General features: G+C 30.8%; 22 protein-coding genes and 1 pseudogene. 10 read left to right on the forward strand and 13 right to left on the reverse strand.

What is annotated here, in order from left to right:
* Positions 1-27: 27 nt before the first annotated feature.
* The 8 genes from LPB87_RS12585 to LPB87_RS12620 form a co-directional block, all read right to left on the reverse strand.
* The gene (locus LPB87_RS12585) at positions 28-1,161 is read right to left on the reverse strand and encodes an efflux RND transporter periplasmic adaptor subunit (protein ID WP_129539328.1); all 1,134 of its coding nucleotides are present in this window, start codon (positions 1,159-1,161) and stop codon (positions 28-30) included.
* Positions 1,162-1,563: 402 nt separating this feature from the next.
* Positions 1,564-2,319, reverse strand: coding sequence for a LytTR family DNA-binding domain-containing protein (locus LPB87_RS12590; RefSeq protein WP_129539329.1), 756 nt, complete (start codon positions 2,317-2,319; stop codon positions 1,564-1,566).
* Between the two features lie 4 nt (positions 2,320-2,323).
* Positions 2,324-3,418, reverse strand: a complete 1,095-nt coding sequence (locus LPB87_RS12595) for a histidine kinase (protein WP_230728116.1) — start codon at positions 3,416-3,418, stop codon at positions 2,324-2,326.
* A gap of 60 nt (positions 3,419-3,478) precedes the next feature.
* Entirely contained in the window at positions 3,479-4,525 is a 1,047-nt protein-coding gene (locus LPB87_RS12600) for a beta-ketoacyl-ACP synthase III (RefSeq protein WP_230728117.1), read from the reverse strand.
* 98 nt (positions 4,526-4,623) lie between these two features.
* The gene (locus LPB87_RS12605) at positions 4,624-5,457 is read right to left on the reverse strand and encodes a universal stress protein (RefSeq protein ID WP_129539332.1); all 834 of its coding nucleotides are present in this window, start codon (positions 5,455-5,457) and stop codon (positions 4,624-4,626) included.
* Positions 5,458-5,784: 327 nt separating this feature from the next.
* Entirely contained in the window at positions 5,785-7,026 is a 1,242-nt protein-coding gene (locus tag LPB87_RS12610; RefSeq protein ID WP_129539333.1) for an MFS transporter, read from the reverse strand.
* A gap of 50 nt (positions 7,027-7,076) precedes the next feature.
* Complete coding sequence (locus tag LPB87_RS12615; RefSeq protein WP_230728118.1) at positions 7,077-7,682, reverse strand: PAS domain-containing protein; 606 nt, start codon at positions 7,680-7,682, stop codon at positions 7,077-7,079.
* 99 nt (positions 7,683-7,781) lie between these two features.
* Complete coding sequence (locus tag LPB87_RS12620) at positions 7,782-8,852, reverse strand: exopolyphosphatase (protein ID WP_129539335.1); 1,071 nt, start codon at positions 8,850-8,852, stop codon at positions 7,782-7,784.
* A 545-nt stretch (positions 8,853-9,397) separates the two neighbouring features.
* On the opposite strand from LPB87_RS12620, the gene LPB87_RS12625 reads away from it, so the two are divergent.
* Positions 9,398-9,781, forward strand: coding sequence for a hypothetical protein (locus tag LPB87_RS12625; RefSeq protein ID WP_347349695.1), 384 nt, complete (start codon positions 9,398-9,400; stop codon positions 9,779-9,781).
* Between the two features lie 238 nt (positions 9,782-10,019).
* Here LPB87_RS12625 and LPB87_RS12630 read toward each other — a convergent pair whose 3' ends face one another.
* The gene (locus tag LPB87_RS12630) at positions 10,020-10,997 is read right to left on the reverse strand and encodes an alpha/beta fold hydrolase (protein ID WP_230728119.1); all 978 of its coding nucleotides are present in this window, start codon (positions 10,995-10,997) and stop codon (positions 10,020-10,022) included.
* 190 nt (positions 10,998-11,187) lie between these two features.
* Positions 11,188-11,967 carry a glucose 1-dehydrogenase gene (locus LPB87_RS12635; protein ID WP_230728120.1) on the reverse strand — a complete coding sequence of 260 codons (780 nt, stop codon included), beginning with the start codon at positions 11,965-11,967 and terminating at the stop codon, positions 11,188-11,190.
* A 493-nt stretch (positions 11,968-12,460) separates the two neighbouring features.
* On the opposite strand from LPB87_RS12635, the gene LPB87_RS12640 reads away from it, so the two are divergent.
* Complete coding sequence (locus LPB87_RS12640) at positions 12,461-13,018, forward strand: TetR/AcrR family transcriptional regulator (protein ID WP_230728121.1); 558 nt, start codon at positions 12,461-12,463, stop codon at positions 13,016-13,018.
* Between the two features lie 44 nt (positions 13,019-13,062).
* Complete coding sequence (locus LPB87_RS12645) at positions 13,063-14,226, forward strand: MFS transporter (RefSeq protein WP_230728122.1); 1,164 nt, start codon at positions 13,063-13,065, stop codon at positions 14,224-14,226.
* A 101-nt stretch (positions 14,227-14,327) separates the two neighbouring features.
* Here the strand turns inward: LPB87_RS12645 and LPB87_RS12650 are convergent.
* A pseudogene (locus tag LPB87_RS12650) lies at positions 14,328-14,450 on the reverse strand (phage integrase SAM-like domain-containing protein); the annotation flags it as partial.
* Positions 14,451-15,279: 829 nt separating this feature from the next.
* On the opposite strand from LPB87_RS12650, the gene LPB87_RS12655 reads away from it, so the two are divergent.
* From LPB87_RS12655 to LPB87_RS12685, 7 genes are all read left to right on the forward strand, one after another.
* Positions 15,280-15,585: a hypothetical protein gene (locus LPB87_RS12655; protein WP_230728123.1), complete on the forward strand. Its 306-nt coding sequence runs from the start codon at positions 15,280-15,282 to the stop codon at positions 15,583-15,585.
* A gap of 431 nt (positions 15,586-16,016) precedes the next feature.
* Entirely contained in the window at positions 16,017-17,966 is a 1,950-nt protein-coding gene (locus LPB87_RS12660) for a DUF2779 domain-containing protein (protein ID WP_230728124.1), read from the forward strand.
* A 2-nt stretch (positions 17,967-17,968) separates the two neighbouring features.
* Complete coding sequence (locus tag LPB87_RS12665; RefSeq protein ID WP_230728125.1) at positions 17,969-18,967, forward strand: WYL domain-containing protein; 999 nt, start codon at positions 17,969-17,971, stop codon at positions 18,965-18,967.
* A gap of 155 nt (positions 18,968-19,122) precedes the next feature.
* Positions 19,123-19,389 (forward strand): hypothetical protein, encoded by a 267-nt coding sequence (locus LPB87_RS12670; protein ID WP_230728126.1) that lies wholly within the window; start codon positions 19,123-19,125, stop codon positions 19,387-19,389.
* 17 nt (positions 19,390-19,406) lie between these two features.
* Complete coding sequence (locus tag LPB87_RS12675) at positions 19,407-20,414, forward strand: CBASS cGAMP-activated phospholipase (RefSeq protein WP_230728127.1); 1,008 nt, start codon at positions 19,407-19,409, stop codon at positions 20,412-20,414.
* A gap of 6 nt (positions 20,415-20,420) precedes the next feature.
* Positions 20,421-21,362 carry a cyclic GMP-AMP synthase DncV-like nucleotidyltransferase gene (locus tag LPB87_RS12680; protein ID WP_230728128.1) on the forward strand — a complete coding sequence of 314 codons (942 nt, stop codon included), beginning with the start codon at positions 20,421-20,423 and terminating at the stop codon, positions 21,360-21,362.
* Positions 21,363-21,365: 3 nt separating this feature from the next.
* Positions 21,366-22,040, forward strand: a complete 675-nt coding sequence (locus LPB87_RS12685) for a hypothetical protein (RefSeq protein WP_230728129.1) — start codon at positions 21,366-21,368, stop codon at positions 22,038-22,040.
* 74 nt (positions 22,041-22,114) lie between these two features.
* Here LPB87_RS12685 and LPB87_RS12690 read toward each other — a convergent pair whose 3' ends face one another.
* Complete coding sequence (locus LPB87_RS12690; protein WP_230728130.1) at positions 22,115-23,515, reverse strand: McrC family protein; 1,401 nt, start codon at positions 23,513-23,515, stop codon at positions 22,115-22,117.
* Positions 23,515-25,578, reverse strand: a complete 2,064-nt coding sequence (locus LPB87_RS12695) for an AAA family ATPase (RefSeq protein ID WP_230728131.1) — start codon at positions 25,576-25,578, stop codon at positions 23,515-23,517. The genes LPB87_RS12690 and LPB87_RS12695 overlap by 1 nt, the downstream gene beginning before the upstream one ends.
* Positions 25,579-25,610: the final 32 nt, after the last annotated feature.

Raw genomic sequence — 25,610 nt, forward strand, 5'->3', positions numbered from 1 at the left:
AAAATGTTATTTATATTAAAATCAAAATTATTTATTGCTCAACGCTTTTGTAGTTACTTTTGGAACTACTTCCATACCATCATAAAGTGCATCGATATTATTTAATGCAATCTTATCACCTGATTTTACTCCAGCTTTCACAAAATAGTTTGTTCCGGTATTAGCTGCAATTTCAATAGGAACCATTGCTACTTTATTGCCTTCTTTTAAAACATAAACAAAAAATTTATCCTGTATATCTTTTACACTAGCCATTGGAACGGTAATTACTGAAGACAAACTACTGTTCAATATCACTCTTGCAGAACCTCCTGAACGTAATCGTTTTTTAGGATTTGGAAAAACAGCTTTTAATGCAATAGTTCCCGTAGTACGATCAATATTACCACTGGCAACTTCTAATTTACCCTGATGCTCATATACACTATCATCTGCCAAAATCAAACTTACAGATTGGTTTAATTCTGATTCTTTTGAAAAAGAGAGATAATCCGATTCACTCAATGAGAAATACACAAATACTGTATTAATCTCAGAAAGGACAGTGAGCGGAACAGCATCAGTTGGTGTGACTAAATTACCAACACGATTAGGGATACGGCTGATATACCCACTTACTGGTGCTTTAATCAAAGAAAAATCTGCATTAAGCTGTGAAGATCCTAAAGCTGCTTTTGCTTGAGCTGCCTGCGCAACAGCTGCTTCATAATTAGCCTGTGCCGTTTTTAATTGCATATCCGAATATACTTTTGCATCAACAAGAGGCTTAATCTTCTCAATTTCTAATTTAGCATTTGCCAGATTTGCCAATGCACTCTTATATGCTGCACGAGTATTATTAACCTGCTCTACAAAAACATCTGATTTAATTTTAAAAAGTGATTGTCCCTTGGTTACGTAATCTCCTTCTTTTACATAAATTGCTTCAAGATATCCTGACACCTGAGGTCTTAGATCAACATTAACTGAACCTTCGATAATTCCTGGGTATTTTTTTTCAACTTCACCTGTCATAGATTTAGCCTGAAAAAAATCTACTTCAGGTTTTGGAGCTCCTAAAGCTTCTGCTCCAGCTTTTCCACATGAAGAAAAGCTAATGATAATCAATAAAACTACCATTTTGCTGAGTGTTTTATTATTTTGGAAAAACTGTTTTGTCATTTTATTTCATTTTAATGAATACATCGAATTTGATGCAAAATAACAATCCAAATCTCTCTTTAATTAATGGAAGATTACCCAACCGTAATTTTTCAATACTGAAACGAATACGGTAGATCACCAAAGGGAAAAATGACCTCTAGAATTGTGTGATGAAGATTTTTAATTGAACTTTTGGTTGTGTATGCTTGAACCAACTTATCTAGATAGGTATAATAGTTGCTCTTACTGCTATAAGAATCATCCAGATATAACGGTAGATCACACGAAGATCGATTGTGTGAATTTAGATTATCGGCTTTATAACCATTGTATAAACACCAAATAATTCTTGCAACAAAAAGAATTTGTAACCATAAAAGCGAGCAAAGGATGTCTTCTAAAATGATTTATTTTAGTCTATTAGCGATCCATCCACTGTTTAAAAAAAGGTGCTTTTTCTCGGCTTATAATCACCTCACGCTCAGAATCCCCGTAAAGTTGTATTTTAAGCTTAGCATTAAAGTAATTCGAAATAGATTTTATACTTTCAACTCGTATAAAAAATTGCCTGTTGGCTCTAAAAAAAATATCTGGATCAAGTTCTTCTTCAAGCTCTTCCATTGTTTGGGGAATTGCTATAATGGTACCATTTTTAAGAAAAAGATGTGACGTTTTAAATTCTGAGTATATAAAATCAATATCAGTAACATCTACACTTTTATATCCATCACGATAAGTGACTAAAAAGCGTAATCTAAAAGAAGGTTTATTGATAAATCTTTTTAGAATCCCTGTAATATCTTCATTGTTATTTTTAGCTCTAGCTAAAGACTTAAATTTAGTTAAAGCATCTTGAAGCTCCGTTTTTTCAATCGGTTTCATCAAATAATCAATACTATTAACCTTAAAAGCCCTCACTGCATATTCATCATAAGCAGTAGTAAATATAATGGGGCAAGTAATTTTAACCTCTTCAAAAATAGAGAAACTTATACCATCTGCCAGACGAATATCCATCGTAATTAAATCGGGCATAACATTAGTATTTAACCATGTTATTGTACCTTGAACTGTATCTATAATGTCTAGAATTTCACAGTCAGGTTCCAATTCCTCCAATAGCCTTTTAAGACGATTGGCATTGATAATTTCATCTTCTACAATTAAAATTTTCATACTATTATATTAAGGGCAAACGAACACAATAAAAGCCATTAGACTCCGAAAAAACAGGCATACGATCAGATAATATTTTATATCTAAACTCAATATTTTTATTCCCAACTCCTGTAGAAACAAAGCTTTTACCAGATGTAGGTTGCAAATTATTTCTTACAACAACATCACCAACATCTGAATAAATAGAAATTATAAGCGGATTAGATAAAGTCGCAACATTATGTTTCACAGCATTTTCAACTAGTAATTGCAATGTTAAAGGTGGCAAATGAAGGTCTAGAGTCGTCGCATTTACTTGTAGCTTTAACTCCACCTTCTCGCCTAGGCGTTTCTTTAAAAGATAAAAATAAGCATTTAAAAATTCAATCTCTTCTCTTACCGTAATAGTATCCTTATTTAGATTAGAGATCATATAACGATAAACCTTAGTGATATTTTCTAAAAATGATGCTGCTGATAATGGATCCTCATGAATTAATTCGGTAAGAGTACTAAAATTATTAAAAGTAAAATGAGGGTCAAGCTGTAATTTTAAAGATTCTAATTCAGATCGGGTTACAGCTTCCTGAAGCTGAGAAGCTCTAATTTTAAGCTCTGCAGCTTCCTCAGAAGTTACTCGCCATCGATTCAGTAAAAATATACTGGTGTGGATAAAACTTATGAAAAGTGACAATATCGCTGCCATCAAATAAGATTGCCATATAATAAGAAGTTCACTTTCTTTTAGCGGTATCTCAGGATAAAAAAATTGCCATAAAAAAGAGAACAAATAATTTAAAAAAATGTTACCTATAATGAGAAACAAAAATTGTGCAAAGGCCCTAAAAATAGGATTTTGTTCCCAACTAATCCAGTGATTTAGAGTACGTCCTACAAAAAGACTTATTTCGGTCAGAATAGCACAATACACTAAAATTAAGAACACATCATGAGTCCAATCTAAATCCAAAAAAGAACCTTCATCAAAATTTCTAAAAGGATTTAAAACAAAATAAGACGATAAATACACAAGAAAAACGACTGGTATTACAATAATCCTATAGTATTTATAGAAAAAATTCTTTCCCTTCTTTTTGTTTTGTGCACTTTGATTCATAAGCTAATATAAGAACAGTTGTTGAATTAAGAAAATTATTATAGTAGTTGATTTTCTCTATTAATGCACTAAGGCATATTCTGATTTTGAATCATTTTTTGAAGATTTTTCTGGTACACGTTTTCGCATAACTCCCCATTTTATACAGGTTGCACCCCACGAAAAACCAGCTCCAAAAGTGGTAATTAGTATGTTTTGACCTACTGAAAAATCAGCTGCAAAATCCCAAAGACATAACGGAATTGTTGCTGATGTGGTATTACCATATCGATCAATATTTACTTTAACCTTTTCTATCCCAATATTTAAACTTTCACTTACTGCATTAATAATTCTTAAATTGGCCTGATGGGGTACAACCCAATCAATATCTTCTACACTTAAATCATTACTAGCAAGAACATCCTGAGAAACACTACTCATAGATTCAACTGCTTTTTTAAATACAAATGCTCCTTCTTGTTTAATATAATGATCTCTATTCATTATAGTATTCATATTGGTCGGGAACTTAGAACCTCCAGCAGGCACTAATAATGCAGAAGTTCCGCTTCCGTCTGTACGTAAAATACTTTTCATTACACCGTATTCTGATTCTGTTTCTTCTAAAAGTACAGCACCAGCCCCATCTCCAAAAAGAATACAGGTATTGCGGTCTTCATAATCTACAATTGAGCTCATTTTATCAGCTCCAACCACAATAACCTTTTTGTATCTACCACTTTCAATCATAGTTGTAGCCATTTCGAGTGCGTACAAAAAACCACTACAGGCTGCATTGAGATCTAATCCGAATGCATTAGTCAATCCACTTATTTCACAGACTTTACTTGCTGTAGGAGTCAAAAGATGATCAGGAGTTGTTGTTGCCAACAATACACAGTCTATTTCTTTTCGGTCAACATCATAGTTTTGTAATAAATTTTCAATTGCAGCACAAGCAAGGTCTGAGGTTGCTTGGTCTTTGCTAGTAGCTAATCTACGTTCTTTTATTCCGGTTCTTTTTTCAATCCATTCTACAGTTGTGTCAACTGTTTCAGATATTGTTTCATTACTAAGTATAGAAGTCGGTACAAAGCCACCTATAGCCGTAATTGTTGCATTCATTTGTAATAGATTATATTATTTTATTCTTTTTGTTTTTGTTTTTTATATAAGAAATCAGCTAACCAAGCTTTACCTCATTATATAAAATAAAAACAGCATCAGAGATTTGGAAAAGATAATAACGGTATATCTAAACCTGCAGCCATAATTCTGGTTTTACTTTTATGTACCAAAGAATCCCAAAAACCATACCTTTGTGGTACCATTACTAAAACATCTGCATTATAATTCTTGATTTCTTTCTTAATCTCATCAATTACAGCATTAGACTTAACTGTTTTATAAATGTATTTAACTTCTTTAAACGCTTCTTCAAGTGACGAATTCAATAATTGTTCTCCCTGCTGTTGCTTAAGACTATCAATTTTTTCATCTACACTAAAAAACTCTAGCTCGGCACCAAGGTTACCTACAATATCTTTTAACCAACTAAATCTTTCTATCGAAGAGAAACTTAAAGTATCACAAGCATAGAGTATTTTCTGTATCTTCTGAAAATGAGCATTTCTAGGAACTGCTAATACAGGTATATTTAAATTTTTTATTACTGCTGTTGTCGAATTACCTAGTAATTCCTGCTCAAAAGACCGTTCTGCCATCCCCATAACTACTAGCTCAGCTTTAGTATCTTCAATTATCGATGAAAGCTGATCTTCTAAAAAAGAATACTTACAGAAACAACTTACTTCAATAGCATAAAGCTTTGAAATTTCTTTTCCAAAATTTTCTAGTTTTTCAGTAGCTTTCTCTATTTGCTTTTGCATTGCCTCGGCTGTAATATGAGCATTAGAGCTGTGTAAACCCAAAGAAAAAGAATTAAACAAAACAAGCTTGGCATTTGTTGCTTTTGCAAGTCCCGCGGCATAAGCAACAGCGTTATTTGCTATATCAGAAAAATTTGTAGCTGCAATAATAGTAAATGGTGAGATCATAAGTATATCAATTAAAACAATTATAAAAGTAAAGTTCCATAATTAACGGCTTAGATTCTTTCTAAAATGACTGAATAATCATTTTTTCAACCTCAACCGTGATATTTAGTTTCCGAAACCAAACAACCGCCTAAAAACAAAGCAAATTCTGAACAAAAAAGCATGATATCCATTCTATACACGAATAAAAAGTTTAGATTTATCAAGAAACAACTTGGAATACAACTACTAAAATCCCACAAAAAAAGTCCTGAATTAGTTCAGGACTTTTTTTGGTGAGTTAATTCGATAATTAAACTCTATAATTCGTTTTATATATTAAAACATTTACTTCTTAAAGAAAGAAACTACAATGTCTTCCTTTACCTTTTTTTGTTCTTTTTTAACTACTAAAAATATTAAATAAGTACAAAAAGCAGTAACAAATGCAAGTGAATAATTAAATACCCAGTTTGTATTATAATCGAAATTTTGAACAATCGTTAGTCCTGTTTTAGAACTAAATACATGAGCAAAACCATAACTCATTTGAAAAGTCGACATAAATATTCCTTCTAAATTTTTATGGCTTCTGTTCATAACAAAACTACTTGCAAAAGCAAAAGTTAGCATGTTACCAAAAGACATTAAAAGCATAAAAATCCAAAATACCCATGGTTGATGAACTAAAAACAATAAAAGATATGAAGCTCCAATTAATACCAATCCTATCATGATAGCAACCAAGTCAGTAATTTTATTCTTTTGAACAAAGTTGACCAAAGCCAGTTCAAATAAGATAAATACAACTCCACTAAAACCTAAAAACATTCCGCTATCAAATTCAGACAAATGATATGCTTCTTTATGATAAATAGGTACAATTGAAAAAACCTGAAAATACAGATATCCTGTAATTAAAGCAATAATCCAATTCATTACAAAAGGAAAATCTTTTAGAGGTGCAAATTTATCCTGACCTACTGCATTCATTTCAAGCTTATATAGTAATTTTTTCTCTTTAACAAAAACTACAAAAAGACATACAGAAATAATAGATGTCAAACCATCTACAATAAATAAGGTATTATATTCCGAATTTATAATTAACAATCCTCCCAAAACTGGCCCCACAACAAGACCAACATTCGTTGCCATCCTCAATAATGATAAAGCTCGAACTCTTGAATCACTACTCACATAATCATTAAGACTAACCATCATTGCTGGTCTATACATATCAGCAACTGCAGTTAGAAGGAAAATAGAAAAGCATAACAGCTCAAAAGTTTTTACAAATTGCAATGAAATAAGAATAACACCACTGGAGAACAAGCTAAAAACCATAATCTTGTAAGCTCCAAAAATATCAGATAATTTCCCGCTAAAAAAAGTCCCAAATAAGGATCCAATACCAAAACATACCATAACCCAACCTATTTGTGAATAGCTCAGATTTAATTCGTCTTTAAAGTATTTAGACAAAAAAGGAACAACTACGGCTCCTATTCTATTTACTAAAGTAATCAGGGCGAGAATCCATATTTCTCTTGGGAAATTTTTAAAATTCCCTAAATAACGGTTAAGCATTTTCGAATATATTTAATTAGGAGACATTCTTTTGAGTACTGAAAAAAGTATTAGTTACCAAAAAACCTACTAAAAAAACTTTTTTTAGTTTCTTCTATTTCTTCAGTAGAAGATTCTGTCTCAACTTGTTCATTCAAATCATCCATCATTAATTTTGTAATCAATTCTACATAATCAAGATTATGATCTTCAAGATAACCAATTAAGTATTTCTCACTTCCATCTACTCCGCTTACTTGCTCAATTTTGGATAATTTTTTATATAAGTCTTCCACTTTTTCTATTACTCCAGGAGAAATAGCTTTACGACGAGCGATATACTTTAAAATTTTTGCATCATCACTTACTATATAATCAAAATCTGTAATTACCCAGTAATACTTTCCTGATTTGGCTAAGTTTTTAACGATACCATGAAATTTTTTCCCTTTAGATATATTATCCCATAAGACTTTAAAAATCACTTTTGGCATTTCAGGGTGACGGATAATATTATGTGCTTGACCAACCAATTCAGATTCATCATATCCTGAAACTTCCGAAAAAGTCTCATTTACATATTCTATATTTCCATATAAATCGGCTTTACTCACAATAGTTTGAGTAGTATCCCATTCAACGGCTTGATCAATTGGGGTTGGACATTTTTTATCCATAAAATTTAAATTTATTATTTTGTGTAATTAGGTTTTGACGAATAATACGTTGCTAAATAAAATTAGTCGAATATAATATAGTTGTGTGCAGGGTTGTTTTTAATAAATTTTCTTTACTTTTTTAGAACGATCTGTAATGTATGATACCAACCATGCAATTTGTCCTTCTTTTGCAAAATATAGCTTTTTCTTGTCAACCTCAGGTACCGCTTCTAAACAAACCAATAAGATGTTACTACCAGAAATCAAATATTTTTGCGAATATGTTTTTAATACTTTTGCGATTTCTTCATCTGTTTTTGCCAGATCTTCAAATTTTTTGAAATTATTTTTCAAGATCGCATCGTAGTTAATAACATCTTCTAACTTAAACTGATTAAACGCCTCTTTAGTCACCCCTTTATATAAGGTATAAAAAGCCCAAACAGCTCCACCAGACATATAAATTTTCTCTTTATTTAAAGCCTGAGGTTTTGATTTGTACATCGCATTTACTTGTTCTCTTAGGACAGGTAAAAAAGTAAATGAGCGTGAATTATATTCTCCTAAATCATCACTATTCGTTTTTTTCATTATTGTTTCCGTAAGAGTTACACTTCCATAGTTTAAGCTTAACGGAAAGAAAACAAAAGTATCATTGTTAACTACATCTACATAACCTCCTTTTGTATTTCCTCCACCAATATCTAAGATTATTGAGTTTTTATAATCAACCGGAGGAATACAACCTTTTAAAAGCATTTTCCCTTCCATATGAGCTTCTATGAACTCAACTTCTTTTCCTGTAGCTGCTTTTACTTTATCAATAAGAAGTTGTGTATTTTGAGCCATAGCAACACCAGAAGAACCTACTATAAAAATATTATCATCAGAGACTTTCATCTCATTCTTGAATTTATTATAATTATTACTAATGATTGTAACAGCTTTATCTATATTTTCTTCAGTCATGTTTCCATCAATAGAAATACCTTTTGCTATAGCAACATTTTCTGTCCAATATGATTTGACGTCAATATTTCCTTTTTTGATATTATGAACATCAATAACGGACATTTTTATTCCTTTACTTCCAATTTCAATTCCAGCAAAAATATTTACTTGTGAAAAAAGTATTGGAGTAATAAAAATTAAAAGAAATAGTGTAAAATATAATTTTAGATTTTTCATAGGTTAAGTTTTATTTGTATGAGGACATTTATTAAATCTTGTGTTTTTATTATACGCTCTAACGATACAAAAACATCTTACATTTTTAGTGTAAAATTTAAGGAGATAATTAGTAATACTAAAGCTAATCTCAAATGCAATTTTCTACCGCAATTACTGGTGTTTTTGGGCTGCAAAAGTACGAAAAAAATACTCGGTTTGATTTTTTTAAACGGTAAATTGTAAGACATTAACAAATCGAATTCTTTAATTATTTAATATATAATCCGTTAGTACATTTTTTTTTCAATTCTAATATCAGATAAATACAACTTAATATATTAATACAATTTTTATTTTCATATAAATTATACGTATTTAGCACATCACAAAAATGTTTTTAGCTCATTTTGAGATAAAAATCAGCATCAAGAGCTATCTCCTTTTTTATCTTTTTTTTGACTATTATTTTTTTTAGACATTAATTAATAATTACTTAGAAGAATTAAAAGAAGTTCTTGTAGTATTTGATTCAGAAAAAAATTAAATTTGCCCCTTAAATTTTTATGATGTCAGATTTTTTAAAATTATTTGGAGAGAACATTTCTAAGGAAATGCCAGGATTTGTAGCTTTAAGTGTTATTGATATCAAAAGTGGAAATATTTATTATTCAAAAAAAAACAATAAGAACTTTAACATCGAAAGTGCTTCCAAATTTGCATTAGAGATGATCAGAGCGCAGCTGAATGCTAATGATTTTCTAAAATCGGATCAAAGTATAGATGACATCACTATAACATTGACAAATCAGTATCAGTTTTTAAAAATCTCGCAGAATAATAGTTATTTTATTTATCTAGTTGCTGATTCCTCAAAGGCAAACTTAGCTTTTACAAAAGCTATCCTAAACAAACAAATTTCAGAAATTTCAAATAAATTTCAATCTTAATAAAAAAGACTTAACGGCTGAAGAAAATTATTTTACACTTTTAAATACCAGTCTTGATGTAAAATAATCATTTACAAGTAACAGTTAATGATTTTTTCCTTCGCTAAAGCTTTGGTAAATTTTACTTTAAACAACAAGAATGTTTTACGATTCTAAACTTCTACACCTGAAAAAGAATAATAGTCTACCCAGAAAATAACAAAACTGTAACTAGAGAAGTAATTAAAGCTAAAATCAGTTACAAACGATTTTGAAAATCAAAACTAGAATTAAAAAATTCGTAAGCTCTTTTCTCTGCATAAGAATACTCTGAATTGCGAAGAGGAAATGCACAATGTCCTCCATATTTTGGAGTTTCAAGATAAACATAGCTACTATCTCGTACAATAGTTTTAGGATAACATCTTTCGCCCAAAAAAGGATCATCTAAAGCATTAATAATCAAAATTGGTGTCGTAATGTTTTGTAACGAAAACTCGGGAGAAACACGTTGATAATACTCCTCACGACTTGCAAAACCGTGCAAGGGAGCAGTAAAATAATGATCAACTTCATCAAAAGAAGTAATTTTGTCGATCTGATCTTTATTTATCAAATCAGGAAACTGCACTGCTTTGTATTTAAGTTTTTTCACAATATCAATAGTAAAATTCTTTAAATACAATTTATTAAAACCTTGCTTAAGAACCGCCGCACTTGTTGCAATATGAGTTGGTACAGAAATAGAAACTCCTGCCTTAATACGCTTATCTATATTTGACCACCCAAAATAATTTAAGAGCTGAACGCCCCCCATTGAAAATCCAATTAAATAAACTTCGCTAAACCCTCTTTGTAAAACATATTGAACCACAGCGTCTAAATCATCTATAGCACCATGATGATAAAGTCTGGGCAAGCGATTCATTTCTCCTCCACAACTTCGGTTATTCCAAGCAAATACTGAAAATCCTTTCTTCTGAAAATAATCAGCACAACTGTTATTATAAGTCCTGCGTGAATCACCCTCAAGCCCATGACATAAAATAATAGCTTTATTGGGACTATTTATAATAAAATCGATATTAATAAAATCCCCATCGACTAATTCATGTTTTTCTCTCTTGTAATCTGGTATAGGAAATCGCTTAAACATAGCTGCATAAATAGTAGAAAAATGCCTATTTCTATGCATAATAGAAGGGAAATCATAATGAGATTGTTCAATTAATGGCATGATATAAATAATTTATCCGACAAAACAAATTTAAGCATATCTAATAATTAATTCATTATATCTATAAAATGTTTTGTTACCTAATCTACATTACAATAGTGTTCATCTAATTAATTTTGAATTGCTTTAAGCTTTTACAAAACAAAAAACAGAGTACACTAACTAGACTTGATGAAATTATTTATTACAATTACATATCCAATGTTTGCTCACCGCCACCATTGATAAAAATAACCTGCCCACTTGTCCAACTTGATATTGGTGATGCAAAATAGAGTACCGCTCCTGCAATATCAATCGCTTCTCCTAATCTACCAATCGGAGTATGTTTAAGCATTGCCTTTTCTATCTCAGGTGTTAAAACTGTACTTAATGCGTGTGTTCTTGTCGCTCCTGGCCCAATCGCATTAAGCCTAATATTGTCAGGACCAAAATCATAAGCTAGATTTCTAGTCATATGATTAATTGCTGCTTTTGAAGAAGCATACGCGCTAATAGCTGGACTAGTATTTATAGAAGCCATTGATGACATATTAATAATGCTACCATAACCTGCCTTTTTCATCTCTGGTGCTACTAATTGGCATAATCTCCACATACTAAACACATTCATATCATACACCTTTTTAAATTGATCTACAGTAATATCATATGGACTTTCTTTTCCTGCACCACCACCCCCAACATTATTAACCAAAATTTCTATACTTCCAAATTCTTTTACTGTTTGACTAACAAGATCCACCAAAGCTTCATCTTTTGTAACATCACAATATATTGCAATAGATTTTCCGCCATTATCATTTATTTCTTTTGAAGTGTTTTTTGCATCATCAAGATTGTAATCCGAAACGACCACATTTGCTCCATAAGCCGCAAGTATCTCACAACATGCTTTTCCAATTCCGTTTGCTCCACCAGTAATTATAGCGGTCTTTCCTTTTAAGTCAAAAAATTTCGAAGTATCCATTTTCTTAAATTATTATGATTAACCCATTGGGCGCAATTATTTCAAGTAAAGTATAAATCAGATATTATTCAAAAAACTAAAATTTAGTATCCTGTAAAAAATAAATAATACCTAACTCAAATATAATGAAAAATCTTGCATTAATTCAGAAATAAGTACTTTTTGAAAGATTGCCAAAAACGAAAAATCATGAACAAACAAAAAGCATGGTTTATTACGAGAGCATTTAAAGCAATGGAGCTTGAAGTGGCAAAACAATTTTAACAAATGGTGATAAAGTTATTGCCACTTCTCAAAGTTTAGACGAGCAACCGGAAAATATAAGTGGAGCATCGGAAAATTTACGCACTTTAAAAGTCGACATTATCTGTCGTCAAGAATAGTGCATTTATTACTCCTAATACAATTTCAAATAGCTAGCTATTTACATGTAAAGACACATAATTGGAATATTCATTCCAATTATGTATCTTTGTCGCCTCATTATACTATCATGACAAAAAAAGAAAAAATACTAGCCGCCACCTTAAAACTTATTGTATCCAAAGGAATAGACAATACCCCGATGTCTGAAATTGCTAAAGAAGCAGATACAGGAATGGGAACGATTTACAATTACTTCTCTACTAAAGAGGTATTGATAAACGAACTTTACTTCCACCTTAAAGCAAAAGAATCTAAAATCATCATTGATGGATACGACATCACCCTTTCTGTTAAACAACGTTTTATCCATCTATGGAGGAAAATGGTTGATTATTTTATTCAGGAACCCATGGATTTTATGTTTTTGGAGCAATTTTATTATTCACCAACTATTGATCCAGCTGCAAAACATAAGGGTGGACTATATGTGAGAGAATTAGATCAAGTCTATCTGGATGGACAAAAACAGCAATTAATAAAAGAGGGAGACACCAAAGAATGGATTGGATTTACGAGTGGATCTTTGGTATCACTTGTCAAATTACACCATAGCAAATACATACATCTGCAGAAAACAACCATAGACAATTATATTCAGGCAGCATGGGATGCTGTAAAATCGTAATTTACAAAAAAATGGAATAATCATTCCATAAATACAACAACTTTATGTTTAAGAAAAAAATAGCTTACATAGGCGCCTTGAGCCTTATTGGGATGATTACGACTGAATTTGGAGTAATTGGCATTCTACCGCAAATAGCCTCACACTATCATATCAACATCAGTACAGCCGGCTTATTATTAAGTGCTTATGCCATAACTGTGGCTATTGCAGGTCCATTCATGACCATGTTCACTTCTGGAATTAATCGAAAAACACTAATGGCTGTAACAATGCTAATCTTTTTACTTACAGGTATTGTATCTTCTTTTGCGCCACCTTTTTGGTTATTAATGGTCGTAAGGATCTTACCTGCCTTTTTGCATCCAGTGTTAGTATCGAATGCTGTTGCGGCTGCCACCACCTCTGCAGACAAAAAAGTAGCTCACCAAATGATGGCCATTGTTATGGCAGGTATCGGTATCGCAACAATTACAACGGTTCCCTTTGCAACCTATATTGCAGGGCTATTTAACAATTGGCAATTATCATTTATGATTCAGGCAATCATTAGTTTAGTCGTGCTCGTAGCGATTATTATACTTTTACCTTCGATGCCCATAAAAGAGAAAAAATCCTACGGAAGCCAATTGAAAATAATAACAAAACCCACATTTCTGATCAGTGCTTTCTTTTCATTTCTTATGATTGGGGGACTCTTTTCAACCTACAGTTATTTTGCAGATTACCTAAGCAAGGTTAACCATATGAGTCCCAAGACAATTGGCTTAATGTTGCTGCTTTTCGGATCTACTGGTGTTCTAGGGAACTTTCTTGCAGGAAAACTATTAACCAAAGACATTACAAAAACTACAGCTGCTTTTCTAATCGGATTGTTAATAATCTGCATCCCGATTTATTACTCAGGAACAATGTCCTTTTCTACTGTGCTCCTGATTGCAGTATGGGGATTCTTACAAACTCCCTGCTTTCTCACCGCACAGGCTTATATGATAGAAACTGCACCAGAAGCACCAGAATTTGCTAATAGCCTTGCCATCTCTTTTGGGAATCTGGGTATTTCTTTTGGTACGGCAATTGGCGGACTTTTTATTAATAACTACGGTGTTCAGAGCACGCCATGGGTGATGTTTGCATTCTGTACCATAGCTTTAATAATGATGATATTTAAAAAATTAATTGAAAAACGCGCATGCAGAAAAATTTAATAGTTTTCTACCATTAACTTTTTACAATTCCCAAATACAACAATTCTTTCTGCTACCAATACAAACCTATTTTGGATTTTTCTGAAAATTAACACAATAATTTACAGAAGTAGATCTTTATCGATTACGCCCATTCTAATACTGTATTTACAAGCCGTTTTATATATTTTCATATACTTTACTATAGAATTGTTTTGAATACCTCTTTTGTTATTAAAAGCACTGAAAGTTTGTAGTGTCTTTTAAGGAATTCCGTGTTTTTTTTAAGTAGCCTTTTTTCATTTTTTTTTATAAAAAAATCAGGGTCCCTCATAGGGTCATCATACTTTGATAGCATGTCTGCTTTTTGAAAGGTTACCAATAATAAAAAAGCCTTTAAACATTACTATTTAGAGGCATTTAACTTTTAAAGTTTCTTTTGAAACTTCTACTAGCGGAGAAAGAGGTTCCGATACCTGTATCTAAAGCACTAGTAAACACTGAGTGTTATGTTATGTCAAAAAAAGAAGGGCACTAATAGGACACTCTTAAAGTTATTGGGTTTATTAACCTATATAAATGTAGGGGAAAAATAGAGAAATAGTCGAAAACTTCAAGAAAATAAGGATGTGATTCTTAAAGGCGGGAAAAAAATGTGTGTTTTGTTATTGATTCTTGGTGGTTTACTTTTAGAGCTTCTTCCAAAATAGAAATACAGTAAACATGATAGTTTTAGGAAAAATATATACAGATAAAATTATATGTTTTTCGATATAAAATTCGGATTGTTGAAAATTATATATGATATGTTTTTGTGAAAATTTCAAACAAATTTAAAGCCATAGTTCGAGTCTTGTTCTCGCTATTAAGGCAAAGCTTCAGGGACTAATGAATGTAAAAGACACTTGCTCTAGAAGAAAGAGGTTTTAATATGAGTATCAATACTTAATAGCTTTGAATATTTTTATTTAATATTATGGTTTTCCGTAATAAAGTTTTGTTTTTATTAATGTTATTTGCTTTTAGTACTTTTCTAGTTGGAAAGTTATATTAATAATTTAATTAAATCGAACTATGAGTTATTTAAAATCACAAATGCTTTATGATGATGGCAAGCACTATAAATGGACTGCAAAAGCGGATGAAGACAATCCTTATTACACAAAAGGAACTGATTATTCGCAATTAAACAGAACTGAAGGTTATGAGGTTCTTTATTTTATAAATCATATTGGTAAAAAACATTGGACAAACACACCTGCGAATACGTCAACATACAATAAAATCGAAAGAATGATACGTTATTCAGTCCCTTCAGAGATAAGAACTCATAACAAAATTGCAGATTGGATAATTACAAACTGGAATAATACAAATTAAAAACCTGCGCTGCTTTTTTGATTTTTTTTGTCAAAGTGGTCATCATCTTAGCTAATGAGAAGGTCTGGTAACACAAGGAAAATCCATAAATAGTTAAAAATAAAAAAGCTTTAGAAAAATCTGAAGCTTTTTAAAGTGGTAGGGGGAAACATTCAATTATTTACCAGATTATCTTGGATTATTACAGTATTTTAGTATGCCCTTCTTAATTTTTTTTCTGCTTATTATTTGTGTAGCCCCTCAAATAGATGCCAAAAGCATCGATCAAATTTAAAGACCTTTTGATATGACTCAACTTGAAGTACAGATCTTAAAACACGTATTTTTACTTGTACTTTATATAAAGTAAGTCCATATATTCACTTATTTAAAAACAATTCCTGTATTTTATTTTTAATAAGTATAATTTCAAATAATTAATTTAGAAGTTTATGAAAGTTCTAACTAAGTCAAGATTTAAATTAGGACTGGATTGCCCTAATAAATTATACTATACAGGGAAAAAAGAATATGCTAATAAAAAACAAGAAGATCCATTTTTACTAGCATTAGCTGATGGAGGTTTTCAAATTGAAGAGTACGCTCGAATGCATTATCCTGGTGGAGTTTTATTGGAAGGTAAGGATGGTGATTATGAATATTTATGGGGAAGAACTCAAGAACTATTACAATCAGAGAATGTTGTAATATATGAAGCTGCTTTTTTACATGATGGATTGTTCGTAAGAACCGATATTCTTGTAAAAATTGGAACTAATATTAAACTAATTGAAGTTAAATCTAAATCTTTTGATCCAAAGGATGATTATTTATTTGTTGGAAAGCGTGACGGTCTTGTTTCATCATGGAAGCCTTATTTGTTTGATATCTCTTTTCAAAAATATGTAATTCAATTATGTTTTCCTGATTGGAAAATTAATTCTTCCATCATGATGGCAGACAAATCTAAAATTGCTACTGTTGATGGTCTTAACCAATTTTTCAGAATTAGTAAAAAAGCAGGAAATAGAACAGGAGTCATTATTATGATTGATTCTATAGATAGTACAGGTGATAGTGTACTTGGAAGTAAAGACGTCACTTCTTTAGTTGCTGATATAATAAATGATAAGCATCCCTATTCTTCGGAATTAAATTTTTCGAATGCTCTCACCATTTTAAAAGAGAACTATTTGACGGATACTTATATTAATTGGCCCACTTCTTATAGCTGTAAATCATGCGAATTTGTAACTGATGGTACAGATGGTTTAAAGTCTGGCTTTAAAGAATGTTTTCAAAAGCAGCATAAATGGGGTGATTCAGAATTTAGTAAACCTAAGACTTTTGATGTTTGGTCATTTCGAAAGGGAATTGAATTATTTAACAGAGGTGTCTATTTTATGAATGAATTGACTGAGCATAGTATTGGTTTAAAAGAAGAGGCTGGCAAATTAAGTATGAGCGCTCGACAATGGATTCAAATCCAAAAGGAAATTGAGAAGGATAATTCAATTTATATTGATATAGAGGGAATAAAAGCTGAAATGAATTCTTGGAATTATCCATTACATTTTATTGATTTTGAAACTAGTGCTGTTCCTTTACCATTTAATGCTGGCAGGAAGCCTTATGAACAAATTGCTTTTCAGTTTTCGGTACATACTTATTATGAAGACGGAAGGATTGAACATACCCAACAATATCTTAACAATACTAAAGGGGCTTTTCCTAATTTCGATTTTATAAGAGCTTTAAGGGACTCGCTAAATAATGATAATGGAACGATATTTAGGTATTCTAATCATGAAAACACTATAGTAAATGCAATTTATCTGCAACTATTAAATTCAGATGAATCGGATGCTAGTGAATTAGTTCATTTTATTAAAAGTATTTCTCATTCCAAAAACGATAGTGCCGAAAAATGGAAAGGTGATAGGAATATGGTGGATTTATGGGAAATAGTCAAAAAGTATTATTACAATCCTTTAACTAAAGGCTCAAATTCTATTAAGTACGTTTTACCCGCTATTCTTAATAGTTGTGAATATCTTCAAAATAAATATTCTAATCCACTAAAGCAGATAAGGTTAAGCAGTCAGAACTTTAGCGACAATCACATATGGTTATCTAGTGATGGGGGGAAATTTAATAATCCATATAAAAAATTACCTAAACTTTTCGAAGATTGGACAGTGGAAGAACTTGATGAAGTTGTTTCTGGAATGGAAGAACTTGCAGATGGTGGGGCAGCATTAACTGCTTACGGTAAAATGCAATATACTGATATTACCAAGGCAGAGTTAAAAGAGTTAAGTGCTGCATTGTTAAAGTACTGTGAATTAGATACATTGGCAATGGTTATGTTGTTTGAGCATTTAAGAGAACAAATTAAATAAGTATGGCAGAAAGAAAACATCAGTATGGAAGATATCAAGTTATAGACAGATTATTATCCACAGGAGATAGGGTGAAAACATCTCAAATTCAGAAAGCCATTTTATATGATTTGGAGATTAAAGTATCTACAAAAACTATTAATAACGATATTAATGATATGAAATATAGTATCGTTCTCGGTTATAATGCACCAATCGAAAAGGATCAATCTAAAAAAGCTTATTACTATTCCGACCCGGATTACACTATAAAAGCTTTTGGTTTAAAAGAAGCAGATATTAATGCATTACAGTTTTATGCTAAGTCAATAAATCAGTATAAGGAATATGAGGTTTTTAGTGATTTTTCGAATGCTATAGAAAAAATACTTGATGCTGTAACAATCCGAAAAGGATTTTCAACTGCAGAGCAGGCAAAGTCAATTGTTCAAACAGAACGAGCTCCTCGAGTTACTGGAAGTCATTGGATTCCTAAAATAGTTGAAGCCATTAATACAAGTTCACTCATTGGTTTTGAATATCAAAAGTTTGATACCGATGAACTTAAAGTTGTTAAATTAAAACCTTACTTATTAAAGGAAGATCGGCATTTATGGTATGTTTTAGGTAGAAATCATGAGGGGCGATTAATAACTTATGCGCTAGATCGGATAAGTAAACTAGATATTTTAGATGAAAAATTTGTTCCTGATAATGTAGATTTTGAAGATTATTTTAAATATTCATTTGGAATTACAGTTAACGATGGTAAGCCTGTAAATACGATTCTTTCATTTACTGTTTTTCAAGGAAAATATGTAAAAGCATTACCTGTACATCCAACGCAAAAGATATTAGTTGATAATAATGAAGAGCTCAGAATTTCTGTTGATGTAATACCATCATATGAATTCTATGAAAAAATACTTGGTTATGGAGCTAATGTAAAGGTTATTTCACCGCCAGAAGTTGTTTCTGAATTAAAATCTAAAATAGAAGAAGTATCAAAACGATATAAATAACACCAAAATTTATTGTTTTTTTTAATGGCGAAATTCCATTTCGTGATGAATGAATTTTCTTTGCCTAAAATCCAACAAATTATATTAAAGTGAAAAATAATTGAAAGGTCTGGATAAGCTAAGTGTATCAATAATTTTAATTTAAAAAAGTAAAAATGGGAGTAAGTATTGGAGCAATATTAGTTTCATATGATGTAAACAAGTTGCACATAGATGTAAAAAATGCTATGAAATTATTAGGTTATCGAGAACAATGGAATTATCCAAATGAGAAATCATATAATTTGCCTAATACCACATTGTGGCATTCTAGTAAATCTTCAAACCAAGGTATTACAGATATAAAAACCGTTTGCTTAAGATTAGGTGTTTCACTTGAAAAAGCAATTGCTGTAAACGCAACTGAATTTGTAGGTGTATGATTTAAAAATCAAAAAATATGGAAAGTAAAACGTTTAAGATTTTATCTATTGACGGTGGAGGAATTAAGGGATTATATAGTGCCTCTGTTTTAGCTCGTATTGAAGAAAAAACAGGAAAAAAAATATCTGACTCTTTTGATATGATTTGCGGAACTTCAACAGGAGGCTTAATTGCTTTGGGATTGGCTAACGGTATGTCTGCTCAGTCATTATCAGATTTATATTTTGAGAAAGGTTCTGAAATTTTCCCTACTTCAAACTATATTTTTATTCGTATTGTTCAGTCGAAATGGCAATTTTTCAAACAATTACTTTTTTGTAATAAGCATTCTATTAAACCATTAAAATCAATTTTGGAAAATATTTTTGCAGATAAAACTATGAATGATGCAGATAATCTTCTTTGTATTCCAAGCTTTAATTTAACAACTGGTGAACCTAGAGTTTTTAAAAACTCCCACAAGGAAACAGGTCTTTTTACAGACAAAAATATAAAAATGGTTGATGTTGCATTAGCAACATCTTCAGCTCCAACTTATTTCCCAGTTCATGAACATAATGAGTTTCTTTATGCTGATGGTGGTGTTTGGGCAAATAATCCTAGTATGTGTGGATTGTTAGAGGCTTTGGATTACTATGTAGGGGAGGGAAAAGATTATGATAATTATCAATTACTGTCTATCTCTAGTATTTCTCAACCATCTGGATGGTCATCAACTTCTAAAAAATCAAAATCATTTAGAACTTGGGGTAATAAACTGTTCCAAACATCATTAGACGGTCAATCTTATTTTACACATTTTTTTCTATCAAAAATTGTAAAAAAAATAAACCCTAAAGGGAATTATTTCAGAATACCTCCACCAGATTTATCGCTATCGCAAATGGAATTGATAAGTATGGATAGAGCTGATGAAAAAGCGCTAAAAACCATTAGAACATTGGGAAATCATATTGGAAACACCTATGCGATGAAACCCGAAATACTTCATTTTTTTGAAACTGAAAAAACATATAAAAAATAAAAAACTATGGCAAATTGTCACAATCTGTTTGGAGGATTTAATACCGAAATTTCTCTAACATCGAACAAAAAAACAAAAATGGATGCCTCTAAAAACGGTATCAGAGAAAGAATTAGAAAATATTTTAAAGAAAATCATTCTGAATATATTCCAAAATTCTATATCCAAGGTTCTTATAAAATGAAAACAGGTATTAGAACTAAAGATGATATTTGCGATTTAGATGATGGCGTATACTTTTTTAGAACACCAGACGTTACTGCCACCACTTTGCAAAATTGGATATGGGACGCGGTTAATGGGTATACCTCAACTCCTCCAGAGCACAGGAAGAAATGTATTAGAAATATCTTTTCTGGTGATTATGAAATTGATATTCCTGTCTATTATAAAGTGAGTGGAAAAGAATATCAACTTGCTGTAAAAAACAATGGTTGGGAAGACAGTGATTCAAAAGCACTTATTGATTGGTTTAACGACAATAAAGATGCTAATGGTAAGATTGTAAAAGCCATAAAAGAATTAAAGGCTTGGTGTGATTATAAAAGGAATAAAATGCCAAGCGGACTTGCAATGACTATTCTAGCTATTAATGCCAAAAATAAAATTGTTCTTAATGATAGAGACGACATTTTGTTGACAGATATATTGAGAGAAATCAAAAAAACTTTAGCACCAAAATTTGAATGTATTGTTCCAGTAACTCCAAATGATGATCTATTTGCTGACTATGATGAAACTAGAGAAAGAAATTTCTTAACTAATTTGGATGCTTTTCTCTCTGATGCAGAAGCTGCATTGAAAGAGCAAAATCAACTTAAAGCTAGTAGATTATGGCAAAAACACTTAGGGAATAGATTTCCTGATGGAGAAGACAAAAATGAACAATCAAACAGTAATTCTGCAACAATAACTGGAGCAGTATTATCAAGACCCTGGGGAAAATAAAAAATGAATGGCTATAAGATTTTTGAAGTGCAAGCTACAGATGTAATTGAAAAATACAAGGACTTATCTCTTAAAATTGAAGAAGGGATTCCTTGTGTTTTTGGATCAATCAATTTACTTGATGACGATGGAAGCATAGAAGATACTTATCAAATTGAGATTAAAGCCGTAATTGATTATCCATCTTGTTTTCCTCTATTGTTTGAAACTGGAGGTCGAATTCCTAAAAATGTTGATTGGCATATTTTTGAAAAAACTGGTAACTGTTGCATCTCTTCTCCTCCTGAAGAATTCATAATTTGTAATAGCGGGTTAAATTTGCTTCAGTTTGTTGAAAATCAAGTTGTAAATTATTTGTATAGTCAAATTTTTAGAAATCAAAATGGGTATTTCTTAAAAGAAAGATCTCATGGTAATAAAGGTTGGATTGAGTTTTTTGAAGAAACTTTTATGACTAAAAACATCTTTAATATTGAGTTTGGATTAATGCAAATGCTTGAAGGTAATAAAATTGATAGGGTTTCCAAATGTTTCTGTGGAAGTGGAAAAAAATACAGAAAATGTCATAAAAAAAGTTATGATATTCTATCCAAATTGACGAATGATAATGTTCGTTTGTTTATAGAATATTTGAGGAACACAAATGAATATAAAATAGCAAAGCAAAAACAATTTTAGATTCATCAAATTCAATTTCACTATTATTTAATTGGCTTAATTTTTTCTAGATTTATTTTTTCCTATTTGGTCTTTTAGACCCAAGGCAACTTTACACCTAGTTTATAAACTTTGTAATAAGCTTTTATTTCTCTGCTTTTGTCTTTTATAGTTTGCAATGACAAATCTTCTATACCATTTTCCATATCAGGATAGATAATCAAACAATCGATATATTTATCATCAGCAACATTTAATTGATTTCTAACTTTCTTCAATCGAGCATAACCGGCTACTTGACGAATATCTTCATGCAAATGACCGTTTTGGTAATGTAGTTTGTATTTAGCATCTATTACCATTTGCGCATCTGGTTTTGACACCAAGATATCCAAAGCATTACCATAGGTGGAAAACTGATAGTGAATTTCTTTTATATCTTTTGGATTATCCTCGATCATTTTGCTATAGACATACAGTTCGAATAAACGTGGCATATCAATCCAAAAAGGAGGTGTTGCTACTTTTTGAGTAGTGGTTTGAGTAATGTTATAGGCGAAATTTTTTAGTATATAACTTCCTGCTTGCAAAGCTGCAGTGTAATCTTTGTAAAAGGGATTTTGCTTAATATGCTTTATTTCAGTATCGTTTACTTCATCAGAAATCAGATTAAAAGCCGGGCGACAGTAATTAATTGTATGTTGAATTTGCGTGTAATTTTTACCGAAAAGATCTTTATGATTTTCGGTATAACTGCTGGCAAACTGCAATACTTTCTTTAAAAAGCGATTTTCAGCATGATCTTCCCCGAATTGTTGATATTCACAATAGGTTGAAGTAAAGCGATTTTTGAACACATTTTTTTTAATGTGCTGACTCACCACAATTTTTCCTTTTATCCGATTACTTAGGTTTTCTTGGACTTTATAATAGTTTTTCTTTAAACCTTTGCGCACAATTACTTTTAGGATTTGCAGAAAACGAACTACGAGAAAAGGAGTTAGTTTGTCGTCTTTTTGAGCTATTTCGATAGGTCGTGCTTTCCAATCTATTTTTACCAAATCTTTAATCTTCAAACTACTTTCCGTAACTGACATCACTTGCAACAACATTTTCAAATAATCCAATTCGAAAGTAGAATTGCTTAATAATAAATCCGTTGTTTTTGCATCGGACTCCTCAGGCTCTTTATCGGTTTCGTGAATAAACGATTGAACGGTTTTTGAATTCAATTTCGGCTCAACATAAACATACCTTCCTGTATTGCCTAACCAGTCGATACCGATGCAATAATCGGCTTTTAGTTCGAATTGAAATTCTTTTTTTTGAAATAAAAAACAATGACTACTTGCATTGAAAGATTTAGAAACAACTGATTCAAACAATGAAAAATTTGTGGGATCTATTTTGATTGTTTCATTGTTTTCCAATGGCAATTCTTCCGCATTGCTTGCGCATATCAAAAGACTTTTATGTTCTGATAATCGGAACCCCATTAGATTGATGGTGTTAAAGCTTCAATTTTTTGTTTGATATCTTCACCAATTAAGACACCATCTTTTACATATTCAAGCAAAATAGGTTTAATCTCGTATTCTAATCTAATAGACATTGGAGCACCATCTATATCTTTTAATTTATCGATAAAATAAGAATGCCCTAACTGAACATCTTTCTTTTCAAATTCGTGAGATAAATTGGTTTCAAATAAATCAGCAACATTATTAAAAAGTATGTCATCAAAACCTTCTAATCCTTGTGTTACTTTAAGATTTTTTGGATGAACATTCACGAACGCAAAACGTCTTCTAATTGCATAATCAATATGCCCAACAGAACGATCGGCGGTGTTCATGGTACCTATGATGTAAAGGTTTGGCGGTAGGATTAACTCATTTCCATCTACATTATACATACTTTCAACCGCTTTTCCACGGTATTCTAGGGCATAGATTAATTCTCCTAACACTGAAGACAAATTGGCACGATTGATTTCATCAATGATGAGAACGTAGTTTTTAGAAGGTTCTGAATAAGATTCCCCTTGATAATTGTATTTTTCAAAAAATATTTTCAACAGTGCATTATAATAGGTATAGCGATAATGAGCATGTACTGAAAATTCCCTAGGTATTTGTTGATTAGAAAATTTAAATTTGTCTTCAATAATGGCTTTAACCAAATTCTTAAAATCGGTAAAATTTATACGTGAAGGATTATCCCAATTCCTTCCATATCTAAAGTTATCACTCTCAACTTTAAACAAAGTAATATCGCCTGAAAGTATTATTTCGTTTTCCTCTATTTCCTTTTCGATCTCATATTTAAAATCTTCAAAATTTGAGTCTATCCAAAATTCAATATTTGATTCTGTCGAAGTATTAGTACTCGCTTTATAGTTTCTTAAAGCTTCTTCGGCAAACAGTCCGAGCGTTTTATTTACATTTTTATACTCAATTTTATCACCTTTAGATTCTGCAACAATGCCTCTTACAAAGTCTTCATAAGTATAACTAGGATGAAATTGGATGAGTTTAAATTGGCTAAACTCTTTTAAATCATCAACATCATCTATTCCTAACATTTCCGCAGCAATAAATTTAGCCTCACGTGTTTTCCCAGTTCCTGGAGGTCCTTGCAAAATAATTTGTTTTTTGTATTCTAAAAGTGATTTCATTTTTTCTGTTTTTAACAAATCTGATATTGGTTTCAATGTTTTAGTAGAATCCTCAAATATTTTCTTATACGCAACATATTGTTTATATCTTAAATCATAATATATCCTCAAAAAAGCAAGATCTTCTAATTTAAAAAATGAATCTGATGAATCAATTTTAAATCTCTTCCCATATAATATAAAATCTCCTTCATTAATATTAATTAGATCTTCTATTTCCTTACCTAAAAAATCATAATCAAAGAGTATATCCTTAAGTAATGACCTATTACTAAGAAATGCACCTATAAATTTTGATACATTTTTAATTGGGTCTAGATTATTCATAGATTTTTGAGCATTAAAACCTAATCCATAACCTACAAAATTTTTATCTTTATAAATATGATACTGAATTTCTTTCTCACTACCCTTATTAATTGTCCAATAATCATTTCGAACATCTCCATAAATCAATTTATTTGAAGCTACCTTACTATTTCCGTTAAAACTTATTCTTTTTTCTTGAAAAGTTCTGCAAAATTTCCCAAAAGCCTCATGTAAATTGTCAACTAGATTTTGCAAATTGCTAAACTCATTTTTAGTTCTATATTTTAAGAAATTAACATAATGCGTACTTAAAATGGCTCTAGGAATATTTGTACCTTTTCTCTTTGAATATTCATTAAATGGTTCTTTATTTTCTTTTAATAGCAAGGAAATTTTTTCAGGTTCACCAACCTCTAAAGGATTTATGCCATAAGAATCTTGAAATTTTTTTATTAATTCCTGCATGTTAATGTCGAAATTATCTTCATTAAAATGAGGTTTATAACTTGTTAAATTTATTAATACAATTTCAAGATAAAATTTTTTAAATTGTTCTAAATTATTTAAAATCATATTTAATGGTTATTCATATTTATAATTTTTTT

The organism is Flavobacterium sp. EDS, assembly GCF_020991525.1.
GTDB lineage: Bacteria > Bacteroidota > Bacteroidia > Flavobacteriales > Flavobacteriaceae > Flavobacterium.

What these genes read in the sequence shown, in the direction of transcription:
- LPB87_RS12585 (WP_129539328.1), bottom strand. Translation starts at nt 1,161, where the DNA reads ATGACAAAACAGTTTTTCCAAAATAATAAAACACTCAGCAAAATGGTA.
- LPB87_RS12590 (WP_129539329.1), bottom strand. Translation starts at nt 2,319, where the DNA reads ATGAAAATTTTAATTGTAGAAGATGAAATTATCAATGCCAATCGTCTT.
- LPB87_RS12595 (WP_230728116.1), bottom strand. Translation starts at nt 3,418, where the DNA reads ATGAATCAAAGTGCACAAAACAAAAAGAAGGGAAAGAATTTTTTCTAT.
- LPB87_RS12600 (WP_230728117.1), bottom strand. Translation starts at nt 4,525, where the DNA reads ATGAATGCAACAATTACGGCTATAGGTGGCTTTGTACCGACTTCTATA.
- LPB87_RS12605 (WP_129539332.1), bottom strand. Translation starts at nt 5,457, where the DNA reads ATGATCTCACCATTTACTATTATTGCAGCTACAAATTTTTCTGATATA.
- LPB87_RS12610 (WP_129539333.1), bottom strand. Translation starts at nt 7,026, where the DNA reads ATGCTTAACCGTTATTTAGGGAATTTTAAAAATTTCCCAAGAGAAATA.
- LPB87_RS12615 (WP_230728118.1), bottom strand. Translation starts at nt 7,682, where the DNA reads ATGGATAAAAAATGTCCAACCCCAATTGATCAAGCCGTTGAATGGGAT.
- LPB87_RS12620 (WP_129539335.1), bottom strand. Translation starts at nt 8,852, where the DNA reads ATGAAAAATCTAAAATTATATTTTACACTATTTCTTTTAATTTTTATT.
- LPB87_RS12625 (WP_347349695.1), top strand. Translation starts at nt 9,398, where the DNA reads ATGATGTCAGATTTTTTAAAATTATTTGGAGAGAACATTTCTAAGGAA.
- LPB87_RS12630 (WP_230728119.1), bottom strand. Translation starts at nt 10,997, where the DNA reads ATGCCATTAATTGAACAATCTCATTATGATTTCCCTTCTATTATGCAT.
- LPB87_RS12635 (WP_230728120.1), bottom strand. Translation starts at nt 11,967, where the DNA reads ATGGATACTTCGAAATTTTTTGACTTAAAAGGAAAGACCGCTATAATT.
- LPB87_RS12640 (WP_230728121.1), top strand. Translation starts at nt 12,461, where the DNA reads ATGACAAAAAAAGAAAAAATACTAGCCGCCACCTTAAAACTTATTGTA.
- LPB87_RS12645 (WP_230728122.1), top strand. Translation starts at nt 13,063, where the DNA reads ATGTTTAAGAAAAAAATAGCTTACATAGGCGCCTTGAGCCTTATTGGG.
- LPB87_RS12655 (WP_230728123.1), top strand. Translation starts at nt 15,280, where the DNA reads ATGAGTTATTTAAAATCACAAATGCTTTATGATGATGGCAAGCACTAT.
- LPB87_RS12660 (WP_230728124.1), top strand. Translation starts at nt 16,017, where the DNA reads ATGAAAGTTCTAACTAAGTCAAGATTTAAATTAGGACTGGATTGCCCT.
- LPB87_RS12665 (WP_230728125.1), top strand. Translation starts at nt 17,969, where the DNA reads ATGGCAGAAAGAAAACATCAGTATGGAAGATATCAAGTTATAGACAGA.
- LPB87_RS12670 (WP_230728126.1), top strand. Translation starts at nt 19,123, where the DNA reads ATGGGAGTAAGTATTGGAGCAATATTAGTTTCATATGATGTAAACAAG.
- LPB87_RS12675 (WP_230728127.1), top strand. Translation starts at nt 19,407, where the DNA reads ATGGAAAGTAAAACGTTTAAGATTTTATCTATTGACGGTGGAGGAATT.
- LPB87_RS12680 (WP_230728128.1), top strand. Translation starts at nt 20,421, where the DNA reads ATGGCAAATTGTCACAATCTGTTTGGAGGATTTAATACCGAAATTTCT.
- LPB87_RS12685 (WP_230728129.1), top strand. Translation starts at nt 21,366, where the DNA reads ATGAATGGCTATAAGATTTTTGAAGTGCAAGCTACAGATGTAATTGAA.
- LPB87_RS12690 (WP_230728130.1), bottom strand. Translation starts at nt 23,515, where the DNA reads ATGGGGTTCCGATTATCAGAACATAAAAGTCTTTTGATATGCGCAAGC.
- LPB87_RS12695 (WP_230728131.1), bottom strand. Translation starts at nt 25,578, where the DNA reads ATGATTTTAAATAATTTAGAACAATTTAAAAAATTTTATCTTGAAATT.